This is a genomic window from Polymorphobacter multimanifer (genome assembly GCF_014205635.1).
GTDB lineage: Bacteria > Pseudomonadota > Alphaproteobacteria > Sphingomonadales > Sphingomonadaceae > Sandarakinorhabdus > Sandarakinorhabdus multimanifer.
Genome location: NZ_JACIIV010000023.1, coordinates 21,954 through 38,346 on the forward strand (window position 1 = coordinate 21,954; position 16,393 = coordinate 38,346).

General features: G+C 69.4%; 16 protein-coding genes. 6 read left to right on the forward strand and 10 right to left on the reverse strand.

What is annotated here, in order from left to right; all coding sequences use genetic code 11:
• Nucleotides 1-34 precede the first annotated feature (34 nt).
• From FHS79_RS14410 to FHS79_RS14425, 4 genes are read left to right on the forward strand one after another with little or no spacing between them, the layout of a single operon-like run.
• The gene (locus tag FHS79_RS14410; protein WP_184201582.1) at nucleotides 35-1,051 is read left to right on the forward strand and encodes a ligase-associated DNA damage response exonuclease; all 1,017 of its coding nucleotides are present in this window, start codon (nucleotides 35-37) and stop codon (nucleotides 1,049-1,051) included.
• Nucleotides 1,048-2,079 carry a quinone-dependent dihydroorotate dehydrogenase gene (locus FHS79_RS14415; protein ID WP_184201585.1) on the forward strand — a complete coding sequence of 344 codons (1,032 nt, stop codon included), beginning with the start codon at nucleotides 1,048-1,050 and terminating at the stop codon, nucleotides 2,077-2,079. Before FHS79_RS14410 ends, FHS79_RS14415 begins: the two co-directional genes overlap by 4 nt.
• Before the next feature lie 43 nt (nucleotides 2,080-2,122).
• Nucleotides 2,123-3,853 (forward strand): gamma-glutamyltransferase, encoded by a 1,731-nt coding sequence (gene ggt / locus FHS79_RS14420; protein WP_184201589.1) that lies wholly within the window; start codon nucleotides 2,123-2,125, stop codon nucleotides 3,851-3,853.
• Nucleotides 3,854-3,894: 41 nt separating this feature from the next.
• A complete protein-coding gene (locus FHS79_RS14425) occupies nucleotides 3,895-5,745 on the forward strand; it encodes an AMP-dependent synthetase/ligase (protein WP_184201591.1) in 1,851 nt (616 codons plus the stop codon).
• A gap of 17 nt (nucleotides 5,746-5,762) precedes the next feature.
• Here the strand turns inward: FHS79_RS14425 and FHS79_RS14430 are convergent, their stop codons facing one another.
• Entirely contained in the window at nucleotides 5,763-7,220 is a 1,458-nt protein-coding gene (locus FHS79_RS14430) for a S41 family peptidase (protein WP_184201594.1), read from the reverse strand.
• 117 nt (nucleotides 7,221-7,337) lie between these two features.
• Here FHS79_RS14430 and FHS79_RS14435 point away from each other — a divergent pair, with 117 nt between their 5' ends.
• The gene (locus FHS79_RS14435; RefSeq protein WP_184201597.1) at nucleotides 7,338-8,360 is read left to right on the forward strand and encodes an NAD-dependent epimerase/dehydratase family protein; all 1,023 of its coding nucleotides are present in this window, start codon (nucleotides 7,338-7,340) and stop codon (nucleotides 8,358-8,360) included.
• Nucleotides 8,361-8,502: 142 nt separating this feature from the next.
• On the opposite strand, the gene pgl is transcribed toward FHS79_RS14435, so the two are convergent.
• The 9 genes from pgl to rplU form a co-directional block, all read right to left on the reverse strand.
• Entirely contained in the window at nucleotides 8,503-9,204 is a 702-nt protein-coding gene (gene pgl / locus FHS79_RS14440; protein ID WP_184201599.1) for a 6-phosphogluconolactonase, read from the reverse strand.
• Between the two features lie 39 nt (nucleotides 9,205-9,243).
• Nucleotides 9,244-9,660 carry a 23S rRNA (pseudouridine(1915)-N(3))-methyltransferase RlmH gene (locus FHS79_RS14445; RefSeq protein WP_184201602.1) on the reverse strand — a complete coding sequence of 139 codons (417 nt, stop codon included), beginning with the start codon at nucleotides 9,658-9,660 and terminating at the stop codon, nucleotides 9,244-9,246.
• A complete protein-coding gene (gene rsfS, locus FHS79_RS14450; protein ID WP_184201682.1) occupies nucleotides 9,657-10,013 on the reverse strand; it encodes a ribosome silencing factor in 357 nt (118 codons plus the stop codon). The genes FHS79_RS14445 and rsfS overlap by 4 nt, the downstream gene beginning before the upstream one ends.
• 80 nt (nucleotides 10,014-10,093) lie before the next feature.
• Nucleotides 10,094-10,705, reverse strand: coding sequence for a nicotinate-nucleotide adenylyltransferase (locus FHS79_RS14455; protein ID WP_184201688.1), 612 nt, complete (start codon nucleotides 10,703-10,705; stop codon nucleotides 10,094-10,096).
• A complete protein-coding gene (locus FHS79_RS14460) occupies nucleotides 10,702-11,955 on the reverse strand; it encodes a glutamate-5-semialdehyde dehydrogenase (RefSeq protein WP_274603698.1) in 1,254 nt (417 codons plus the stop codon). The genes FHS79_RS14455 and FHS79_RS14460 overlap by 4 nt, the downstream gene beginning before the upstream one ends.
• Complete coding sequence (gene proB, locus FHS79_RS14465) at nucleotides 11,952-13,088, reverse strand: glutamate 5-kinase (protein ID WP_184201605.1); 1,137 nt, start codon at nucleotides 13,086-13,088, stop codon at nucleotides 11,952-11,954. Before proB ends, FHS79_RS14460 begins: the two co-directional genes overlap by 4 nt.
• On the reverse strand, nucleotides 13,088-14,125 hold the full coding sequence (gene obgE, locus FHS79_RS14470) for a GTPase ObgE (RefSeq protein WP_184201608.1): 1,038 nt from the start codon (nucleotides 14,123-14,125) through the stop codon (nucleotides 13,088-13,090). The genes proB and obgE overlap by 1 nt, the downstream gene beginning before the upstream one ends.
• 88 nt (nucleotides 14,126-14,213) lie before the next feature.
• Nucleotides 14,214-14,489, reverse strand: coding sequence for a 50S ribosomal protein L27 (gene rpmA / locus FHS79_RS14475; RefSeq protein ID WP_184201611.1), 276 nt, complete (start codon nucleotides 14,487-14,489; stop codon nucleotides 14,214-14,216).
• Between the two features lie 12 nt (nucleotides 14,490-14,501).
• Nucleotides 14,502-14,786 carry a 50S ribosomal protein L21 gene (gene rplU, locus FHS79_RS14480; protein WP_184201614.1) on the reverse strand — a complete coding sequence of 95 codons (285 nt, stop codon included), beginning with the start codon at nucleotides 14,784-14,786 and terminating at the stop codon, nucleotides 14,502-14,504.
• 172 nt (nucleotides 14,787-14,958) lie between these two features.
• On the opposite strand from rplU, the gene FHS79_RS14485 reads away from it, so the two are divergent.
• Complete coding sequence (locus tag FHS79_RS14485; protein ID WP_341534466.1) at nucleotides 14,959-16,380, forward strand: aldehyde dehydrogenase family protein; 1,422 nt, start codon at nucleotides 14,959-14,961, stop codon at nucleotides 16,378-16,380.
• Nucleotides 16,381-16,393 lie beyond the last annotated feature (13 nt).

Sequence of the window (16,393 nt, forward strand, 5' to 3'; positions counted from 1 at the left end):
TGTGTCGGGCGCTGCGCCGGGCGCATAGGGGGGCATGGTCGATTGGATCGTTCCGCACCCGCATGGCATCCATGTCGTGCCCGCCGATGTGTGGGTCGATCCCGGGCGGCCGGTCGACCGCGCCCTGGTGACGCACGGCCATGCCGACCATGCGCGCGGCGGCCATGCCCATGTGCTCGCCACGCCGGAAACGCTGGCGATCATGGATGCCCGCTATGGCGCGCAGGCCGGTGGCCAGCCGGTGGGACCGGGCGAGGTGGTGCGGATGGGTGATGTAGATGTGCGCTTCGTGCCCGCCGGCCATGTGCTCGGATCCGCACAGGTGGTGCTCGAGCACAAGGGCGAGCGCGTGGTGGTGAGCGGCGACTACAAGCGGGCACCCGACCCGACGTGCCTGCCGTTCGAGCCGGTGCCGTGCGACATCTTCGTGAGCGAGGCGACCTTCGGGCTGCCGGTGTTCCTGCATCCGCCGGTGCGCGGCGAGATCGACAAGCTGCTGGCGGCGCTGCGTGCCAACCCCGATCGCTGTGTGCTGGTGGGGGCCTATGCGCTGGGCAAGGCGCAGCGCGTGGTGGCGGAACTGCGCGCCGCGGGGTTCGACGAGCCGGTGTATCTGCATGGGGCGATGCTCAAGCTGTTCGCGCTTTACGAAACGCTGGGGGTGCGGCTGGGCGATGTGCGACCGGTGGGCACATTCAAGGGCGATGAGCTGAAGGGCAGGATCGTCGTGGCGCCGCCGAGTGCCTTGGGGGACCGGTGGAGCCGGCGGCTGCCCGACCCGATCACCGCCATGGCCTCGGGCTGGATGCGGGTGCGGCAGCGCGCGAAGGCGAGCGGCATCGAGCTGCCGCTGATCATTTCGGACCATGCCGACTGGGCGGAGCTGACCGCGACGGTGGCCGAGGTTCGCCCCGGCGAGCTGTGGGTGACGCATGGCCGCGACGACGCGCTGGTGCATTGGTGCGAGATGCGCCAGCAGAAGGCGCGCGCGCTGGCGATGGTCGGGCGCGAGGATGAGGATGACGAGATGGCGGCGGCTGGCGCAGCATGAGCGGGCTTTACGGGCTGGTGCGGCCGCTGGTGTTCGGGCTCGATCCGGAAGTGGCGCATGGGCTGACGCTCAAGGCGCTGCCGCTGTGGCCGGTGCCGCGCGGCGAGGACGACCCGATCCTGCGCACGACGCTGGCGGGGATGGACCTGCCCAACCCGATCGGGCTGGCGGCGGGGTTCGACAAGGATGTGTCGGTGCCCGATGCGATGCTGCGGCTGGGGTTCGGCTTTGTGGAATGCGGCTCGGTGACGCCGCGGCCCCAGGCGGGCAATCCGAAACCGCGGCTGTTCCGGCTGGTGGAGGACCAGGCGGTCATCAACCGCATGGGGTTCAACAACGCCGGGATGGACGTGGCGGTGACGCGGCTGCGGGCGCGTATGGGCAAACCGGGGGTGGTGGGGATCAACCTTGGCGCCAACAAGGATTCGCAAGATCGGACGGGCGACTATGTGGCCGGCATCGCGGCGGCCGGCGGGATGGCGAGCTATGTGACGGTGAACATCTCCTCGCCCAACACGCCGGGGTTGCGGGCGCTGCAGGACGGGGCGGCGCTTGCCGACCTGATCGCGCGGGTGATGGCGGCGCGGCCCAGGGGCTGCGGGCCGGTGTTCGTCAAGGTGGCGCCCGATCTGGAGCGCCAGGATTTCGGCACGATTGCGCGTGCTGCTATCGATGGCGGGGTGGCGGGGCTGATCGTGTCGAACACCACGCTGTCGCGCGACGGGCTGCGCTCGGGGCAGGCGGGCGAGGCCGGCGGGATGTCGGGAGCACCCCTGGCGGGGCTTGCGATGGCGGCGCTCGAAAGCTTTCGCAGCGCCACCGGCGGCGCGCTGCCGCTGGTGGCGGCGGGCGGCATCGGCTCGGGGGCGGAGGCGCTGGCGCGGATCAGGGCCGGGGCGAGTGCGGTGCAGCTCTATTCGGCGCTGGTGTATGAGGGGCCGGGGCTGGTGGTGCGGATCAAGGCCGAGCTGGCGCATGCGCTGCGGGCAGCGGGGTTTGCTTCGGTGACCGATGCTGTCGGTCGCTAAAGCGGGACTGGCAAGCCGCAAAACCCGCGTCTATGCTGCGAGGATGAACAAAGCCCTGCGCCTTCTGCCCCTGCTGCTTGCAGCCGCCTGCACCACCGGAAATCCAGTGCCGCCCGCCATGGCGGCGGCACCTGCAGCAGACGGAGCGACGTTCGGGGCGATGACGACGGCGGCCGATCCACGCGGGGCCGAGGCCGGGCTGGCGATGCTGCGGCAGGGCGGCAACGCGATAGATGCCGCGGCGGCGATGATGCTGGCGATGACGGTGGTGGAGCCGCAATCGTCGGGCATCGGCGGCGGCGGCTTTCTGATGTACCAGGCGGCCGGGGCGCGCAATCCGGATAGCTTCGATGGCCGCGAGAAGGCGCCGATGGCGGCAACCGACCGGCTTTTCATGGGTGCTGACGGCAAGCCGATGTCGGGCCGCGAGGCAGTGCCCGGTGGCAAGAGCGTCGGCGTGCCGGGCAATGTGGCGATGGTGGCGATGGCGCATGCCAGGCACGGCAAGCTGCCCTGGGCGGCGCTGTTCAAGCCGGCGATCGAGCTGGCGCGCGGCGGCTATGAGATCACGCCGCGCATGGCGCGTTCGATCGCGTCCAGCGCGCCGAGGCTCGCGCTCACGCCCGAAGCGACGGCGATCTACCTGAACGCCGATGGCACGCCCAAGCCGGCGGGCACGCGGATCGTCAACGAGGCGCTGGCGCAGACGCTCGAAGCGATCGCCAGCCAGGGCCCCAAGGCGTTTTATACTGGCCGGGTGGCGCAGAGCATCGTCACGCGGGTGACGACGGCGCCGATGAACCCCGCAACGATGACGCTGGCCGATCTCGCGGGCTATGAGGCCAAGGCGCGGATCCCGGTGTGCGGCCAGTATCGCAGCTACAAGGTGTGCAGCATGGGCCCGCCCTCGGCCGGGGGCACAGCGGTGATCGCGATCCTGAAGCAGCTCGAAGGCTTTGACCTGGGCAAGCTCGGGGCGGCGAGCCCGGTATCGTGGCACCTCTTTGCCGAGAGCTCGCGACTGGCGTTTGCCGACCGGGCGACCTATGGCGGCGATGCCGATTTCGTGGAGGTTCCGACCGCCGGGCTGGTCTCCGACGAATATTTGCGCGCGCGGGGCGGGCTCATCAAGGCCGAGGCGCGGATGGCGGTGGCGGAGGCAGGCAAGCCGCGCGGTGCGCTGGCGTTCACCCCCGGTCCCGGCGGCGAGGTGCCCTCGACAACGCATTTCGCTGCCGCCGATGGCAGCGGCAATGTGGCGAGCTGGACCTCCACCGTGGAGGGCGGCTTCGGCAGCCAGATGGTGGCGAGCGGCATGGTGCTCAACAACGAATTGACCGATTTCAGCTTCGAGCCCGAAAAGAACGGCGCGCCGGTGGCGAATCGCGTGCAGGGCGGCAAGCGGCCGCGCTCGTCGATGGCGCCGGCGATCGTCTATGATGCGCGCGGGCAGGTGGTTCTGGCGGTGGGAGCAGCCGGCGGCATGACCATCCCGGCGCAGGTGGCCAAGGCGATCATCGGCGTGCTCGACTGGAAACTGTCGGTTTCCGATGCGATTGCGTTGCCGCTGGTCTATGTGAACGGCGACACGCTTTATGCCGAAGGCGGCGAGCAGGGCGACATGCTGAAGCCCATCGTGCCCGCGCTCGAAGCGATGGGCCACAAGGTCGTGGTGACCCCGCTGGGGTTGAAGGCGAATGGTCTCGAGCGCACGGCCAAAGGCTGGCGCGGCGGGGCGGACCCGCGGAGCGAGGGAACATCGCTCGGGTTCTGAAGACCGGTTTTGAAGTGTTGCGTGCCTGGGGAGGGCGCTGAATGGAATTGAAAGTGCCACCGCTCAAGCCGGCCGTGCTCGCCGCGCGCGTCGATGCAACCCCCAATCTGGTGCGGCTGTTCCTCGATTGGGCCGATGAACAGCCGCAAGCGCCGATGCTCGGGTCCAAGGCCGATGGCGCCTGGACGACGCAGAGCTGGGGCGAGGTGCGCGCCAAGGTCGCGGCCATGTCTGCGGCGCTGCTCGGCATGGGCGTCAAGGCCGGGGACCGGGTGGTGCTGGTATCGGAAAATCGCCCCGAATGGTGCATTGCCGACCTGGCGATCATGGGGGCGGGCGCCATCACCGTGCCGGCCTACACCACCAATACCGTGGCCGATCACACCCATATCATCAACAATTCGGGCGCCCGGGCGGTCATCGTCTCGGGGCCCAAGCTTGCCGCCAATGTGCTGCCGGCGGCGGCGGCGAGTGCCGCGTGCCGGATGGTGATCGGCATCGATCCCTTGAAGCCCGCACAGGGCGGCGAGCTGGTGTTGCACCAATGGACAGCGTTGCTGGACGCGCGGGCGGCACATGCGGCGGCGGACCTGGCGGCGATCAAGGCGCGAGCCTTGATGGCGCGCGATGATCTGGCCTGCATCATCTACACCAGCGGCACCGGCGGGGCGCCGCGCGGCGTGCGCCAGCATCATGGTGCGATCATGCGCAACATCGCCGGCGCCATCACCGTGATCGAGCAGGATTTCGAGCCCACACCCTATCGCGAGCGCTTCCTCTCGTTCCTGCCACTGAGCCATGCCTATGAGCACACCGCCGGCCAGTACATGCCGATCGGGATGGGCGGCGAGATCTGGTATGCCGAGGGGCTGGAGAAGCTCGCCGCCAACATCGAGGAGGCGCAGCCGACCTTCATGGTGGTGGTGCCGCGGCTGTTCGAGGTGTTGCGCATGCGCATCGCCAAGCAGATCGAGAAGCAGGGCGGGGCGGCGGTGATCATGCTCAACCACGCCTTGAAGCTCGGTCGCAAGGCGGCGCGCGGGCAGGATCTGACGCTCGTGGAGCGGCTGCTCGACCCGGTGCTCGAGCGCACCATCCGCAAGAAGATCCAGGACAAGTTCGGCGGGCGGTTGAAGGGGCTTGTGGCCGGCGGCGCGCCGCTCAACCCCGAGGTCGGCGTGTTCTTCGCCTCGATCGGCATCACCATCCTGCAAGGCTATGGGCAGACCGAGGCCGGGCCGGTGATCAGCTGCAACCGCCCGCGCGCGCGCATCAAGATGCACACGGTGGGGCCGCCGCTGACCGGCGTGGAGGTGAGGATCGCGTCCGATGGCGAGATCTGCGTGCGTGGCGAGCTGGTGATGGACGGCTATTGGATGAACGATGCCGAGAGCCACCGCGTGCTGCAGGACGGCTGGCTGCTGACCGGCGACATCGGCCATTTCGACAAGGACGGCCACCTCGTCATCACCGACCGCAAGAAGGACATCATCGTCAACGACAAGGGGGACAATGTCGCCCCGCAGCGGGTCGAGGGCATGCTGACGCTGCAGGACGAGATCGCGCAGGCGATGGTCTATGGCGACCAGCGGCCCTATCTGGTCGGACTGGTGGTGCCCGAGCTCGAATGGGCGATGGGCTGGGCGCGCGACATGGGAATGCCCGCCGACCTTGCCAAGCTGCAGCACGAGCCGGAATTCCACCGCGCGATCATGGCGGCTGTCGACCGGGTGAATGCCAAGCTGAGCGTGACCGAAAAGGTGCGCCGCGTGATCATCGCCGACGAAGCGTTCACCACCGAGAACGAGCAGATGACACCGAGCCTGAAGATCCGGCGGCATGTGCTGCGCAAGGTCTATGGCGCGCGGCTGGACAAGCTCTACGCCGGCTGACGCCGGCTGGACAAGCTCTACGCCGGCTGACGCAGCGACATGATCCAGCGTTCGAGCGCGGCATCGTCGCCCATGTCGCCATCGAAGCGGTGGGCCGGCTCGACGGGCACATTGCTGCCGCGCGGCCGGCCGCGATAGACCTTTATCGGCACCGAGAAGCTGCCGAGCCCGCTCGGCAGGTCGATGTCGCGCACCTCCATGTAATCGCTGTCGGCGCTGGTCGTGCGGCCGACCGGCACCGCGCCGAGCGCTGTCCAGAGATCGACGGTGTCGAGGCATGCCGAGCCGCAGGCGCTGTCGGTGAGCACATATGTGGGTTTGGTGCGCGGCGCGAACGTTTGTGGCGCGACTGTTGCCGCTGCCGAGGGGCCGTCCGGCTCGCGCCACAGCGGATCGCCGCGCGCGATGGCGCCGGCGAGGCCGCTCGTGGAGGCGCGGCACCAGTCCAGGGCCTCCGGGCTGGCGCCTGAATTGCCGGCGAGAGCGGGGCCGCAGAACGCATCGATTGCCGCAAGATTGGCGGGGGTGGCGCGCCAATCGACATGGATGGCCTTGTCGCGGTCCGCGGCGATGCGCGCGATGGCGGCAGGGCTCCAGAGCAGTCGTGCGAGCTGAGCGCCCCAGTCCGAACTGCCGCCGGTGTTGCCGCGCACGTCGAGCACGAGCAACGGGGCTTCACGCAGCGATTGCTGGCGAGCGCGGACGGCGTCGACAAGTACCGGCAGCGCGATTTCTGCAGCGGTGCCCTCCGCTGCGGAAAAGCTGCCGGCGGAAATCCAGCTGCCACCGGCGAAATCGCGGAGCGCAATCGGCGCGCGCCTGCCGGTGGCGGTGCGCGCCACGAGATCGGTGAACTTGTCGGGCTCCGGTCGCCATTCGAGGGTGATGTCGCGTTCTGCGCTGGCATTGCCGACGCGGCAGCGCGCCGGCCGCTTGACCCAGGGGTTGCCGTAATCGTGGAACACGCGCCAGCCGTGCCGTTCCCGCTCGGCGACGAGGTCCCAGCCGCCGCGCCAGGGGGCCACCAGCTCGGCGAGCAGGGCTTCGGGGTTTCGGCCATCGCAGCCGAGGATGCGGTCCCCGATCGCCATGCCGGTTCCGGCTTCGGCATGGCGGACGACGAGCGCGCCGTCGCGATAGGCGGCGATGAAGCCGGGCCATTGGCCCTGCACGTCGAGGGTATCGTTGAAGCCGATGTACATATGGCCATCGTTGAAGCGCGCCACCATCTCGCGCATCGCGAACATGTAGCCGCCCGGCGTGCGCACGCTGCCGGCGCGTTGCAGCGCACCGGCGAGTGCCGCATCGAGGCGCGCCGGGAAGCCGGGATCGAGCTGGTTGTGCGGGCCCGGATGGTTGGCAGCCTGCTCGGCATGCCAGGCACGGGAATCGGTTTCGAGGGTCTGCCGCCAATCGCGCTCGGTTGCCACGGCCGGCATGGCGAGGACAGCGACAAGAGCGAGCAGACGCAACATCGGAGCCGGTTTATCGTCTCCAGAGCTGTGGTGCAATGGTAATACAGCAGCCAAAGAGCTGCCAGGCAGTTGCGCGCGCGACATGCTATGCTCGCGGCGGAACTCGGGGGAAATGACATGGGCAAGGGACGGGTGCTGGTCACGGGGGCTTCGGGGTATATCGCCGGCTTCGCCATTCGCCAGCTGCTGGCCGAGGGCTGGACGGTGCGCGGCACGCTGCGCGACCTGAAGCGGGCGGCCGAAGTGCGCGCGGCGGTGGGGTCGGACGACATTGAACTGGTGGCGGCAAACCTGATGGCCGATGCCGGCTGGGCCGAAGCGATGGCCGGGATCGACCATGTGCTGCACATGGCGTCGCCGCTCCCCGATGGCGAGCCGAAGAACCCCGATGATCTGATCGTGCCGGCGCGCGACGGCGCGCTGCGGGCGCTGAGGGCGGCGCGTGACGCCGGGGTGAAGCGGCTGGTGATGACGAGTTCCACCGCCGCGATCTGCTATGGCGGGCCGCCGAAAAACGGTGTGGCCTTCACCGAAGCCGACTGGACCGATGTGTCCGGGCGCGATGCCTATGCCTATATCAAGTCGAAGACCATCGCCGAGCGCGCGGCGCGCGACTGGGTAGCAGAGGACGGGGTTGCGGCGGAAGGCGGCGCGCTCGAGTTCGTGACGGTCAACCCGTCGTTGGTGCTGGGGCCATTGCTCGGCAAGGACTATTCGCCATCCCTCCAGGTGGTGAAGAAGCTGCTGGACGGGGACCTGCCAGGCCTCCCGCGGCTGGGATTTGCCGTGGTCGATGTGCGCGACCTGGCCGATCTGCATATCCGCGCGATGGTGACGCCGGGGCTGCACGGTGAGCGCTTCATGGGCTCGGGCGAGTGGATGTGGCTGGAGGATGTGGCGGCAGTGCTGAAAAGCCGGCTGGGGGCAGACGCCGCGAAAGTGCCGACGCGGCGGCTGCCGGCGCTGCTCGTCAAGCTGTCGGCGTTGTTCGACCCGACGGTGCGGATGGTGGTGCCCGAACTCGGCCGCGAGCGCCCGTGCGATGCGACCCATGCGCGCGAAATGCTGGGCTGGACGTCGAGGCCGGCGGCGGATTCGATCGAGGATTGTGCGCGGAGCCTGGTGGCGATGCGTAAATAAGGGCCTCCGGCGGCTGGGGCCGCAGGCCCCAGACCCCAATAGTCAGCTTTCGCTCAGTCAGTTGCGCCAGTGAATGCGAAAACCGATTGATGGGGTCTGGGGCCTGCGGCCCCAGCCGCCGGAGGCTATCTGCCCCCGGCCATCACGCGCACCAGTGGATATCGATGTCCATTTCGAGGTCGGCGAGCAGCCGGCCGATCGGCATCGGGCTCGACGCGCCGTCCTTGAGCGCCTTTTCCACGAGCTTGCGCTTGGTCTTGCCCGTGATCATCAGCGTGACGACGCGCGCCGAGACGAGCGCCGGCTTGGTGAGGGTGACGCGCGCATGCGGCATGTCTTCGGGCATGGGTTCGGGGCGCACGCCGAGCGCGCGGCGGACTTTAGGGCCGTTGAGGGCGGCGTCGTAATCGGGGCCGGGGAAGATGCTCGCGACATGGCCATCGGCGCCCACACCGAGCCAGGCGAGATCGAGCGGCCAGGCGAGTGCCGCCAGCCGTTCATCGGCGGCGAGGCCGGCGGCGCGCGGGTCCTTCTCGCCGGTGGCGAGGGGCACGACGCGTGCCTTCCTGGGCAGGAACAGTTTTGCGAGCATCCCGACGTTGGAGGCCGGATCGGTGGGGGGTACCAGCCGCTCGTCGGTGGGGACGATGGTGACATCGGCCCATTCGATCTTCTTTTCCGACAGCAATTTCAGCGCCTTCAAGGGCGTGTTGCCGCCGGGGAAGGCCACGAAGGCGCGGCCACGCGCTTCGAGCGCCTGCTCGATGAGGAACGCGACATCGCCGGCGACAGCCTCCGCCAGCTCGTCTTCGTCCTCGTAATCCCACCATTCTGCATCGATCATGCGAGGCGTTTGGCACAGGGGGCTTCGAGAGGAAACCCCCTACTCGCGGTGATAGGGGTGACCATCGAGGATGGTGGTGGCGCGGTAGAGCTGCTCGGCGAGCATGGCGCGGGCGAGCATGTGCGGCCAGGTGGCGCGGCCGAGGCCGAGCAGCAGGTCGGCGCTGCCGCGGGTGGCCTCGTCATGGCCATCGGCGGCGCCGAGCAGGAAACGCACTTCGCGGGTGCCCGAATCGCGCCAGCGGCCGAGCAGGGCAGCCAGCTCGGTGGAGGACAGGTCCTTGCCGCGCTCATCGAGCACGACGGTGCGCGCCGCGGGGGGTGCGGCGGGAAAGGGTGCTGATTCGGAGAGTTCGGTGACAGCGAGAAGCCCGCGCATCCGGCTGGCGTAGCGGGTGACGAGCTCGGCCTCGGCGCAGCGGCCGATGCGGCCGCGCGCGAGGATGTGGAGCTTCACTGTTGCTCTTCGGGCACCAGCGCGCGGGGGATGGGATGGGCGGGAGTCGATTCGGGCTCCATCGACCACATCTTTTCAAGGGCATAGAACTGCCGGACATCGGGCTTGAACAGGTGGACGATGATGTCCCCCAGGTCGATCAGCACCCAGTCGGCGGTCTGCAGGCCCTGCACGCGGGCGGGGCGGCCGAACTCCTGCTTGGCCTTGTCGGCGATCTTGTTCGCCATCGAGGCCACTTGCCGGCCCGAGCGTCCGGACGCGATGACCATGTAATCGGCGATGGTCGACTTGCCTGCAAGCGGCAGGGTGACGATCTCCTCGGCCTGGTCGTCATCGAGCGACTTGAGCACCATGGCGTGCATTTCGTCGACGCGGTCGGGGGCGAGCGGCTTGTTCTTGGGGCGGCGGGCGGGCTTTTTGGGGGTGTCGGGGGTCAAGGTCGGGCTTTCTCGAGGGTGTTTATATGCCTCCTATACCACGCCGGGTCGGATTTGCGCAGGCTTGTCGCAGAGAGTGGCGATGTGCGGATGTTGAAGACGAGGATGGCGGGCGCGCCGAACGCTGTCCAGCGGCCGGCCTGGGAGGCAGGGCGGCGCCAGCGGCGGAGCCAGGCCATGGCGGGGGCGGTGAGGGCGGCGCCCAGATAGCCGGGGCGGGCGAACACGGCGATGGGGATCTGCGACGCGAACGCCCGCCAGCGATGCCAGCGGTGCAGCTCGGTGAGGATGTCGGCCCCGGCCAGCCAGATGAAGCGGGTGCCCGGATGGCTGCGCTGCAGGGCGGCGACGGTATCGACGGCGAAGCGGGTGCCGAGCTCGACTTCGATGGCGGTGGGGAGGATGCGCGGGTGGCGCGCGGCGGCTTGGGCGGAGGCAAGCCGGGCTTCGAGGCTGGCCATGCCGGCCTGCGGCTTTAAGGGGTTTTGCGGGCTGACCAGCCACCAGACTTCGTCGAGGCCGAGCAGGCGCATCGCCTCCAGGCTGATGTGGCGGTGGGCGGCGTGAGCCGGGTTGAAGGAGCCACCCAGGAGGCCGATTCGTTTCAGGCGCGCACCTGTCCGCTGCCCATGACCAGCGTCTTGTAGGTGGTGAGGCCCTCGAGCGCCACCGGACCGCGCGCGTGGAGGCGGCCGGTGGCGATGCCGATCTCGGCGCCGAAGCCGAACTCGCCGCCATCGGCGAACTGGGTGCTGGCATTGTGCATGACGATGGCGCTGTCGATGGCGGTGAGGAAGGCCCTGGCGGTCGCCTCGTTCTCGGTGACGATGGCGTCGGTATGGCCGCTGCTGTGCGCCTGCACATGGGCGATGGCGCCCGCCACGCCATCGACGGTGGCGACCGATGCCACCTTGTCGAGCCATTCGGTGTCATAGTCTTCCGCCGTGGCGGCGGTGGCGCGGGGTTCCAGCGACCGGGCAGCAGCGTCGGCGCGGAGGTCGCAGCCGGCATCGGCGAGGGCCGCCAGCACGGCGCGGGCGGTGGCGGGCGACAGCGCGGCATCGAGCAGGATCGTCTCGGTGGCACCGCAGACGCCGGGGCGGCGTAGCTTGGAATTGACCGCCAGTGCCACTGCCTTGGCGGGGTCGGCGGCGGCGTCGATGTAGAGATGGTTGATGCCGTCGAGGTGGGCGAGCACCGGCACGCGGGCATCGGCCTGCACCCGGGCGACAAGCCCCTTGCCGCCGCGCGGGATGATGACATCGATGAGGCCGTGGGCGGCGAGCATGGCGCCGACGAGCGCGCGGTCCCCGGCAGGCACCATCTGGATGGCGGCCGCTGGCAGCCCGGCTTCGACGAGCCCCTGCGCCATGCAATCGAGCAGCACTTCGTTGGAATGGGCGGCCTCGGAGCCGCCGCGCAGCAGGCAGGCGTTGCCCGACATCAGGCAGAGGGCGGCGGCATCGGCGGTGACGCCGGGGCGGCTTTCGTAGATGATGCCGATGACACCCAGCGGCACGCGCACGCGGGTGAAGGCGAGGCCGTTGGGGGTGGTCCAGTGGCGGAAGGCCTCGCCGACCGGATCGGGAAGGGCGGCGACGGTTTCGAGTCCCGCGGCAAGCGCTTCGATGCGTGATCCGTCGAGCGCCAGCCGGTCGAGCAGGGCGGCGTTCAAGCCCCTGGCAGCGCCGGCGGCCATGTCCTGCGCGTTGGCGGCGGCGAGCTCGGACGCGCGTTCCCGGAGGCGCTTCGCAGCGTGGCGGATGGCCGAGGCCTTTTGCGCGGTGGCGGCGGCCAGTGCTGGAAGTGCGGCGCGCGCGGCGCGGGCCATGGCGGTGATGGTCGATTCGGGCGTCACAGCAGCACCAGGTGATCGGCGTGGACGAGGGCGGCGCGGGCGGCATGGCCGAGGATGGCGGCGTGGGCCTCGTTGCGGGCCCCCATGATCGCGCGGGCATCGGCAGCGTCATAGCCTGCCAGCCCGCGCCCGACCGGGCCTTGCGAGCCGACGAGCGCCACCACATCGCCGCGCGCGAAATCGCCCTCGATGGCGATGACACCCGCCGCGAGCAGGCTGGCGCCGCGCTCGAGGGCGGCGACGGCACCTTCATCGAGGTGCAGGCTGCCGTGCAGCCGCTGGCGGCCGGCGAGCCAGGCCTTGCGGCCGCGCGCCGACCGTGCGGGCGAGAACAGCGTGAACGGCTCGCCGGCCTGGTGGCGCGCCAGCGGGTGCAGCCCGCGACCATCGGCGATGGCGAGCGCCACCCCGGCGGCGGTCGCCATGCGCGCCGCGGCGAGCTTGGCGACCATGCCGCCGGTGCCCATGCTGCCGCTGCCGCTCGCCATCGCTTCGATCGCGGGGGTGATGCTTGCGACGTGGGGGATGAGTGTCGCCGAGGCGTCGGTGGCGGGGTTGGCGGTGTGCAGGCCGGCGACATCGGAGAGCAGCAGCACGCCGTCCGCGCAGGCGGCATGGCCGGTGCGCGCGGCGAGCCGGTCATTGTCTCCGAAGCGGATTTCGCCGGTGGCGACGCTGTCGTTCTCGTTGAGGACGGGCACCACGCCGAGCGCCAGCAGCCGTTCGAGCGTGGCCGAGACGTTGAGGAAGCGGCGGCGGTTTTCCAGATCGTCGAGGGTGAGCAGTATCTGTGCTGCGGTCAGGCCCCTGGCTTCGAGCGCCTGGGTCCAGGCGGCGGCGAGCGCCACCTGGCCGACCGCGGCGGCAGCCTGGGCATCCTCGAGGCTGGCGCGGCCGCCCTTCTTGAGCCCCAGCCGCCGCGCGCCGAGTGCGATGGCGCCCGAGGAGACGAGGATGATCTGCTGGCCGGCGGCGCGCGCCGCCGCCACATCGGCGGCGACCGAGGCGAGCCAGTCGGCGCGCAGCGAACCATCGGGCGCCACGAGCAGCGAAGAGCCGATCTTGACGACCAGGCGGGGGGTGGTGGCCGGCGTCAGCGCCCGTTCCCGGGGATCATGCTGGCGCGCGGACACTAGAGCGGCGACCAGCTTTTGGCGGCTGCCTGCACGTGCCCGGCGGGCTTGCGCCCGGCGAGTTCGATGAGCGAATCGAGCGCCGCCTCCATGCCCGCCGAGGTGGCGGCGGAAATGGTGAGCACCGGTTTGCCGGTGGCGGCTTCGAGGGCGCGCTTCTTGGCGGCAAGGCCCTGCGGCGAGACGAGATCGGTCTTGGTCAGTGCGATGATCTCGGGCTTTTCCGACAGGCCGCCGCCATAGGCTTCGAGCTCCTCGCGCACGGTCTCATAGACCTTGGTCGGCGAGGGCGAACTGGCATCGACGAGGTGGAGCAGCACGCGGCAGCGTTCGATATGGCCGAGGAAGCGATCGCCGATGCCCACCCCTTCGGCCGCACCCGCGATGAGGCCCGGAATATCCGCCACCACGATCTCGACACCCTTGTGGCTGACGACGCCGAGCTGCGGCTTCAAGGTCGTGAAGGGATAGTTGCCGACCTTGGCGGCGGCGTTGGAGCAGGCGTTGAGGAAGGTGGACTTGCCGGCGTTGGGCTGGCCGAGCAGCCCGGCATCGGCGAGCAGCTTGAGCCGCAGCCACACCCAAAGCTCCTTGCCGGGGAAGCCCGGCTGGAACTGGCGGGGTGCGCGGTTGGTGCTCGACTTGTAATGGTCGTTGCCCTTGCCGCCATCGCCGCCCTTGAGCAGGATGGCGCGCTGGCCGGGGCGGACCATGTCGACGATCAGCGTGCGCTCGTCATCGTCAGCCAGGATCTGCGTGCCCACCGGGACCTTGACGACAAGATCGTTGCCGCCGGCACCCGTGCGGTTGCGGCCCGAGCCATGGATGCCGCGCGGCGCCTTGAAGTGCTGCGAATAGCGAAAGTCGATCAGCGTGTTGAGGCCCTCGATGCATTCGAAGATGATGTCCCCGCCCTTGCCGCCATCGCCGCCATCGGGGCCACCGAACTCGACATATTTCTCGCGGCGGAACGACACCGCGCCATCGCCGCCGGTGCCCGACGCGAGGTAGATTTTTGCTTGATCGAGAAACTGCATGGGGAAGGATTAAGCCTTGGGGCCAAAAACGAAAAGGGGGAGCCGGTTTGCCGACTCCCCCTCAGAACAGCGGATGAGGAAAACCCGGTTATTCGGCGGCGATGGCCTGCGGGGCTTCCACGATCGAGACATATTTGCGGCCGAGCTGGCCCTCGTGGAAGCTCACCACGCCATGCACGGTCGCATAGATGGTGTGATCCTTGCCGAGGCCGACATTGGTGCCGGGGTGCACTCGCGTGCCGCGCTGGCGGATGATGATGGTGCCGGCAAGGACTTCCTGCCCGCCGAAGCGCTTGACGCCGAGACGGCGCCCTGCGGAATCGCGGCCGTTGCGTGAAGAGCCGCCTGCTTTCTTGTGAGCCATGAGGAGGTCTCCTTAGCCGAGGCTGGTGATGCGCAGCACGGTCAACGACTGGCGATGACCATTGCGGCGGCGATAATTGTGGCGGCGGCGCTTCTTGAAGATGATGATCTTCTCGCCGCGCTTCTGTTCGACGATCTCGGCCGTCACGGTGCCGGTGCCCAGGGTCTCGCCTTCGCCGGTCATCAGCGTCTCGAGGGTGACGGAGGTGCCGGCTTCGCCTTCGAGCTTTTCGACAACGATCTGGTCGTTGGCGGAAACCCGATACTGCTTGCCGCCGGTGCGGACGACTGCGAACATGAGAATTGCTTCCTGGGTGGATAGATGATTGCGCGCCGGACCCCTGAGGGACGGCGTGCGTGAGGGGCGGGCTTTATGGGTCACACCCGCCGCTGTCAAGACAAACTGCCTCAGGCTGCTTCGCGTGATGGGCCTGTTTTTATGCTTCTGCCGCCTCTAGACAGGGGTGATGGTGACGATCGACGTGAAGAACCCGCGCACCGGCCTAGTGGACCACCGGTTGCCGGGACTCGATTCGGCCGGCGTGATGGCCGTGGCGGCGCGGTTGCGCGTGGCCCAGCCCGGTTGGGCGGCACGGCCGCTGGCCACGCGGCTGGCGGCGCTCGGGCGACTGGCGGACGCGCTCGATTCGCATGCCGATGCCATCGTTGCGGCGCTCGAGGCCGATACCGGCCGGCGACACATATCGCGCGTCGAGGTGATGGGGGTGAAGGGCATGATCGCGCGCTGGCAGCGCGACGCCGGTCCGCTGATCGCCGGCGTGGAGGAGACGCTGACGCCGACCGCGCTTCCCGGGGTGATGGCAGCGACTCGGCTGCACCCCTATCCGCTGGTCGGCATCATCAGCCCCTGGAATTTTCCGCTTACGCTGGCGATGATCGATGCCGTTCCGGCGCTGGCCGCCGGTTGTGCGGTGATGATCAAGCCGAGCGAGATCGCCCCGCGCTTCATCGCGCCGCTGCGTGCCGCCATCGCCGATGTGCCCGAGCTCGCCGATGTGCTGGCGCTGATCGAGGGCGATGGCGGCACCGGGGCAGCGCTGGTGGGAGCGGTCGATTATGTGGCCTTCACCGGCTCGGTCGCGACCGGGCGCAGGGTGGCGGCGGCAGCAGCGGCGGCGTTCATCCCGGCGAGCCTCGAACTCGGCGGCAAGGACCCGATGATCGTGCTGGCAAGCGCCGATCCGGACTGGGCAGCGGGGGTGGCGCTGCGGGCCAGCGTGCTCGCCACCGGCCAGGCGTGCCAGTCGATCGAGCGGGTGTATGTGGACCGGGCCATCGCCGGGCCTTTTCTGGAAGCGCTGGTGGCGGCGGCCGAGGCGGTGACGCTCAACTGGCCCGATGTGGGGACCGGCGACCTGGGGCCGTTCATCGATGGCCGGCAGGCAACGGTGGTGCAGGCGCAGATCGACGATGCGGTGGCACAGGGCGCGCGGGTGCTGGCAGGCGGCCGGGTGGAGGACCATGGCGGCCTGTGGCTGCGGCCGACGGTGCTGGTGGATGTGACGCCGGAGATGAAGGTGATGGCGGACGAGACCTTCGGGCCGGTGATTCCGGTGACGCTGTTCGATTCGGTCGACGAGGCGGTGGCGCTGGCGAATGGCGGCGACTTCGGGCTTTCGGCGGCGGTGCTGGCAGGGTCGATCGCCGAGGCCGAGGCGGTGGGGGTGCGGCTGCGCGCAGGGGCAGTGAGCCTCAACGACGGGTCGCTGACGTCGATGATCGGCGAGGCGGAGAAATCGAGCTTCGGGCTTTCGGGGCTGGGGCCTTCGCGGATGGGGGCTTCGGGGCTGCTGCGCTTCTTCCGGCGCCAGGCGCTGCTCCGCCAGTCGGGCACCGCGATGCCGCTTGGCGCCTGGGCAGAGCGCGGATGACGGGTCGCAAGCC

What these genes read in the sequence shown, in the direction of transcription:
- FHS79_RS14410 (WP_184201582.1), top strand. Translation starts at nt 35, where the DNA reads ATGGTCGATTGGATCGTTCCGCACCCGCATGGCATCCATGTCGTGCCC.
- FHS79_RS14415 (WP_184201585.1), top strand. Translation starts at nt 1,048, where the DNA reads ATGAGCGGGCTTTACGGGCTGGTGCGGCCGCTGGTGTTCGGGCTCGAT.
- ggt (WP_184201589.1), top strand. Translation starts at nt 2,123, where the DNA reads ATGAACAAAGCCCTGCGCCTTCTGCCCCTGCTGCTTGCAGCCGCCTGC.
- FHS79_RS14425 (WP_184201591.1), top strand. Translation starts at nt 3,895, where the DNA reads ATGGAATTGAAAGTGCCACCGCTCAAGCCGGCCGTGCTCGCCGCGCGC.
- FHS79_RS14430 (WP_184201594.1), bottom strand. Translation starts at nt 7,220, where the DNA reads ATGTTGCGTCTGCTCGCTCTTGTCGCTGTCCTCGCCATGCCGGCCGTG.
- FHS79_RS14435 (WP_184201597.1), top strand. Translation starts at nt 7,338, where the DNA reads ATGGGCAAGGGACGGGTGCTGGTCACGGGGGCTTCGGGGTATATCGCC.
- pgl (WP_184201599.1), bottom strand. Translation starts at nt 9,204, where the DNA reads ATGATCGATGCAGAATGGTGGGATTACGAGGACGAAGACGAGCTGGCG.
- rsfS (WP_184201682.1), bottom strand. Translation starts at nt 10,013, where the DNA reads ATGGTGCTCAAGTCGCTCGATGACGACCAGGCCGAGGAGATCGTCACC.
- obgE (WP_184201608.1), bottom strand. Translation starts at nt 14,125, where the DNA reads ATGCAGTTTCTCGATCAAGCAAAAATCTACCTCGCGTCGGGCACCGGC.
- rpmA (WP_184201611.1), bottom strand. Translation starts at nt 14,489, where the DNA reads ATGGCTCACAAGAAAGCAGGCGGCTCTTCACGCAACGGCCGCGATTCC.
- rplU (WP_184201614.1), bottom strand. Translation starts at nt 14,786, where the DNA reads ATGTTCGCAGTCGTCCGCACCGGCGGCAAGCAGTATCGGGTTTCCGCC.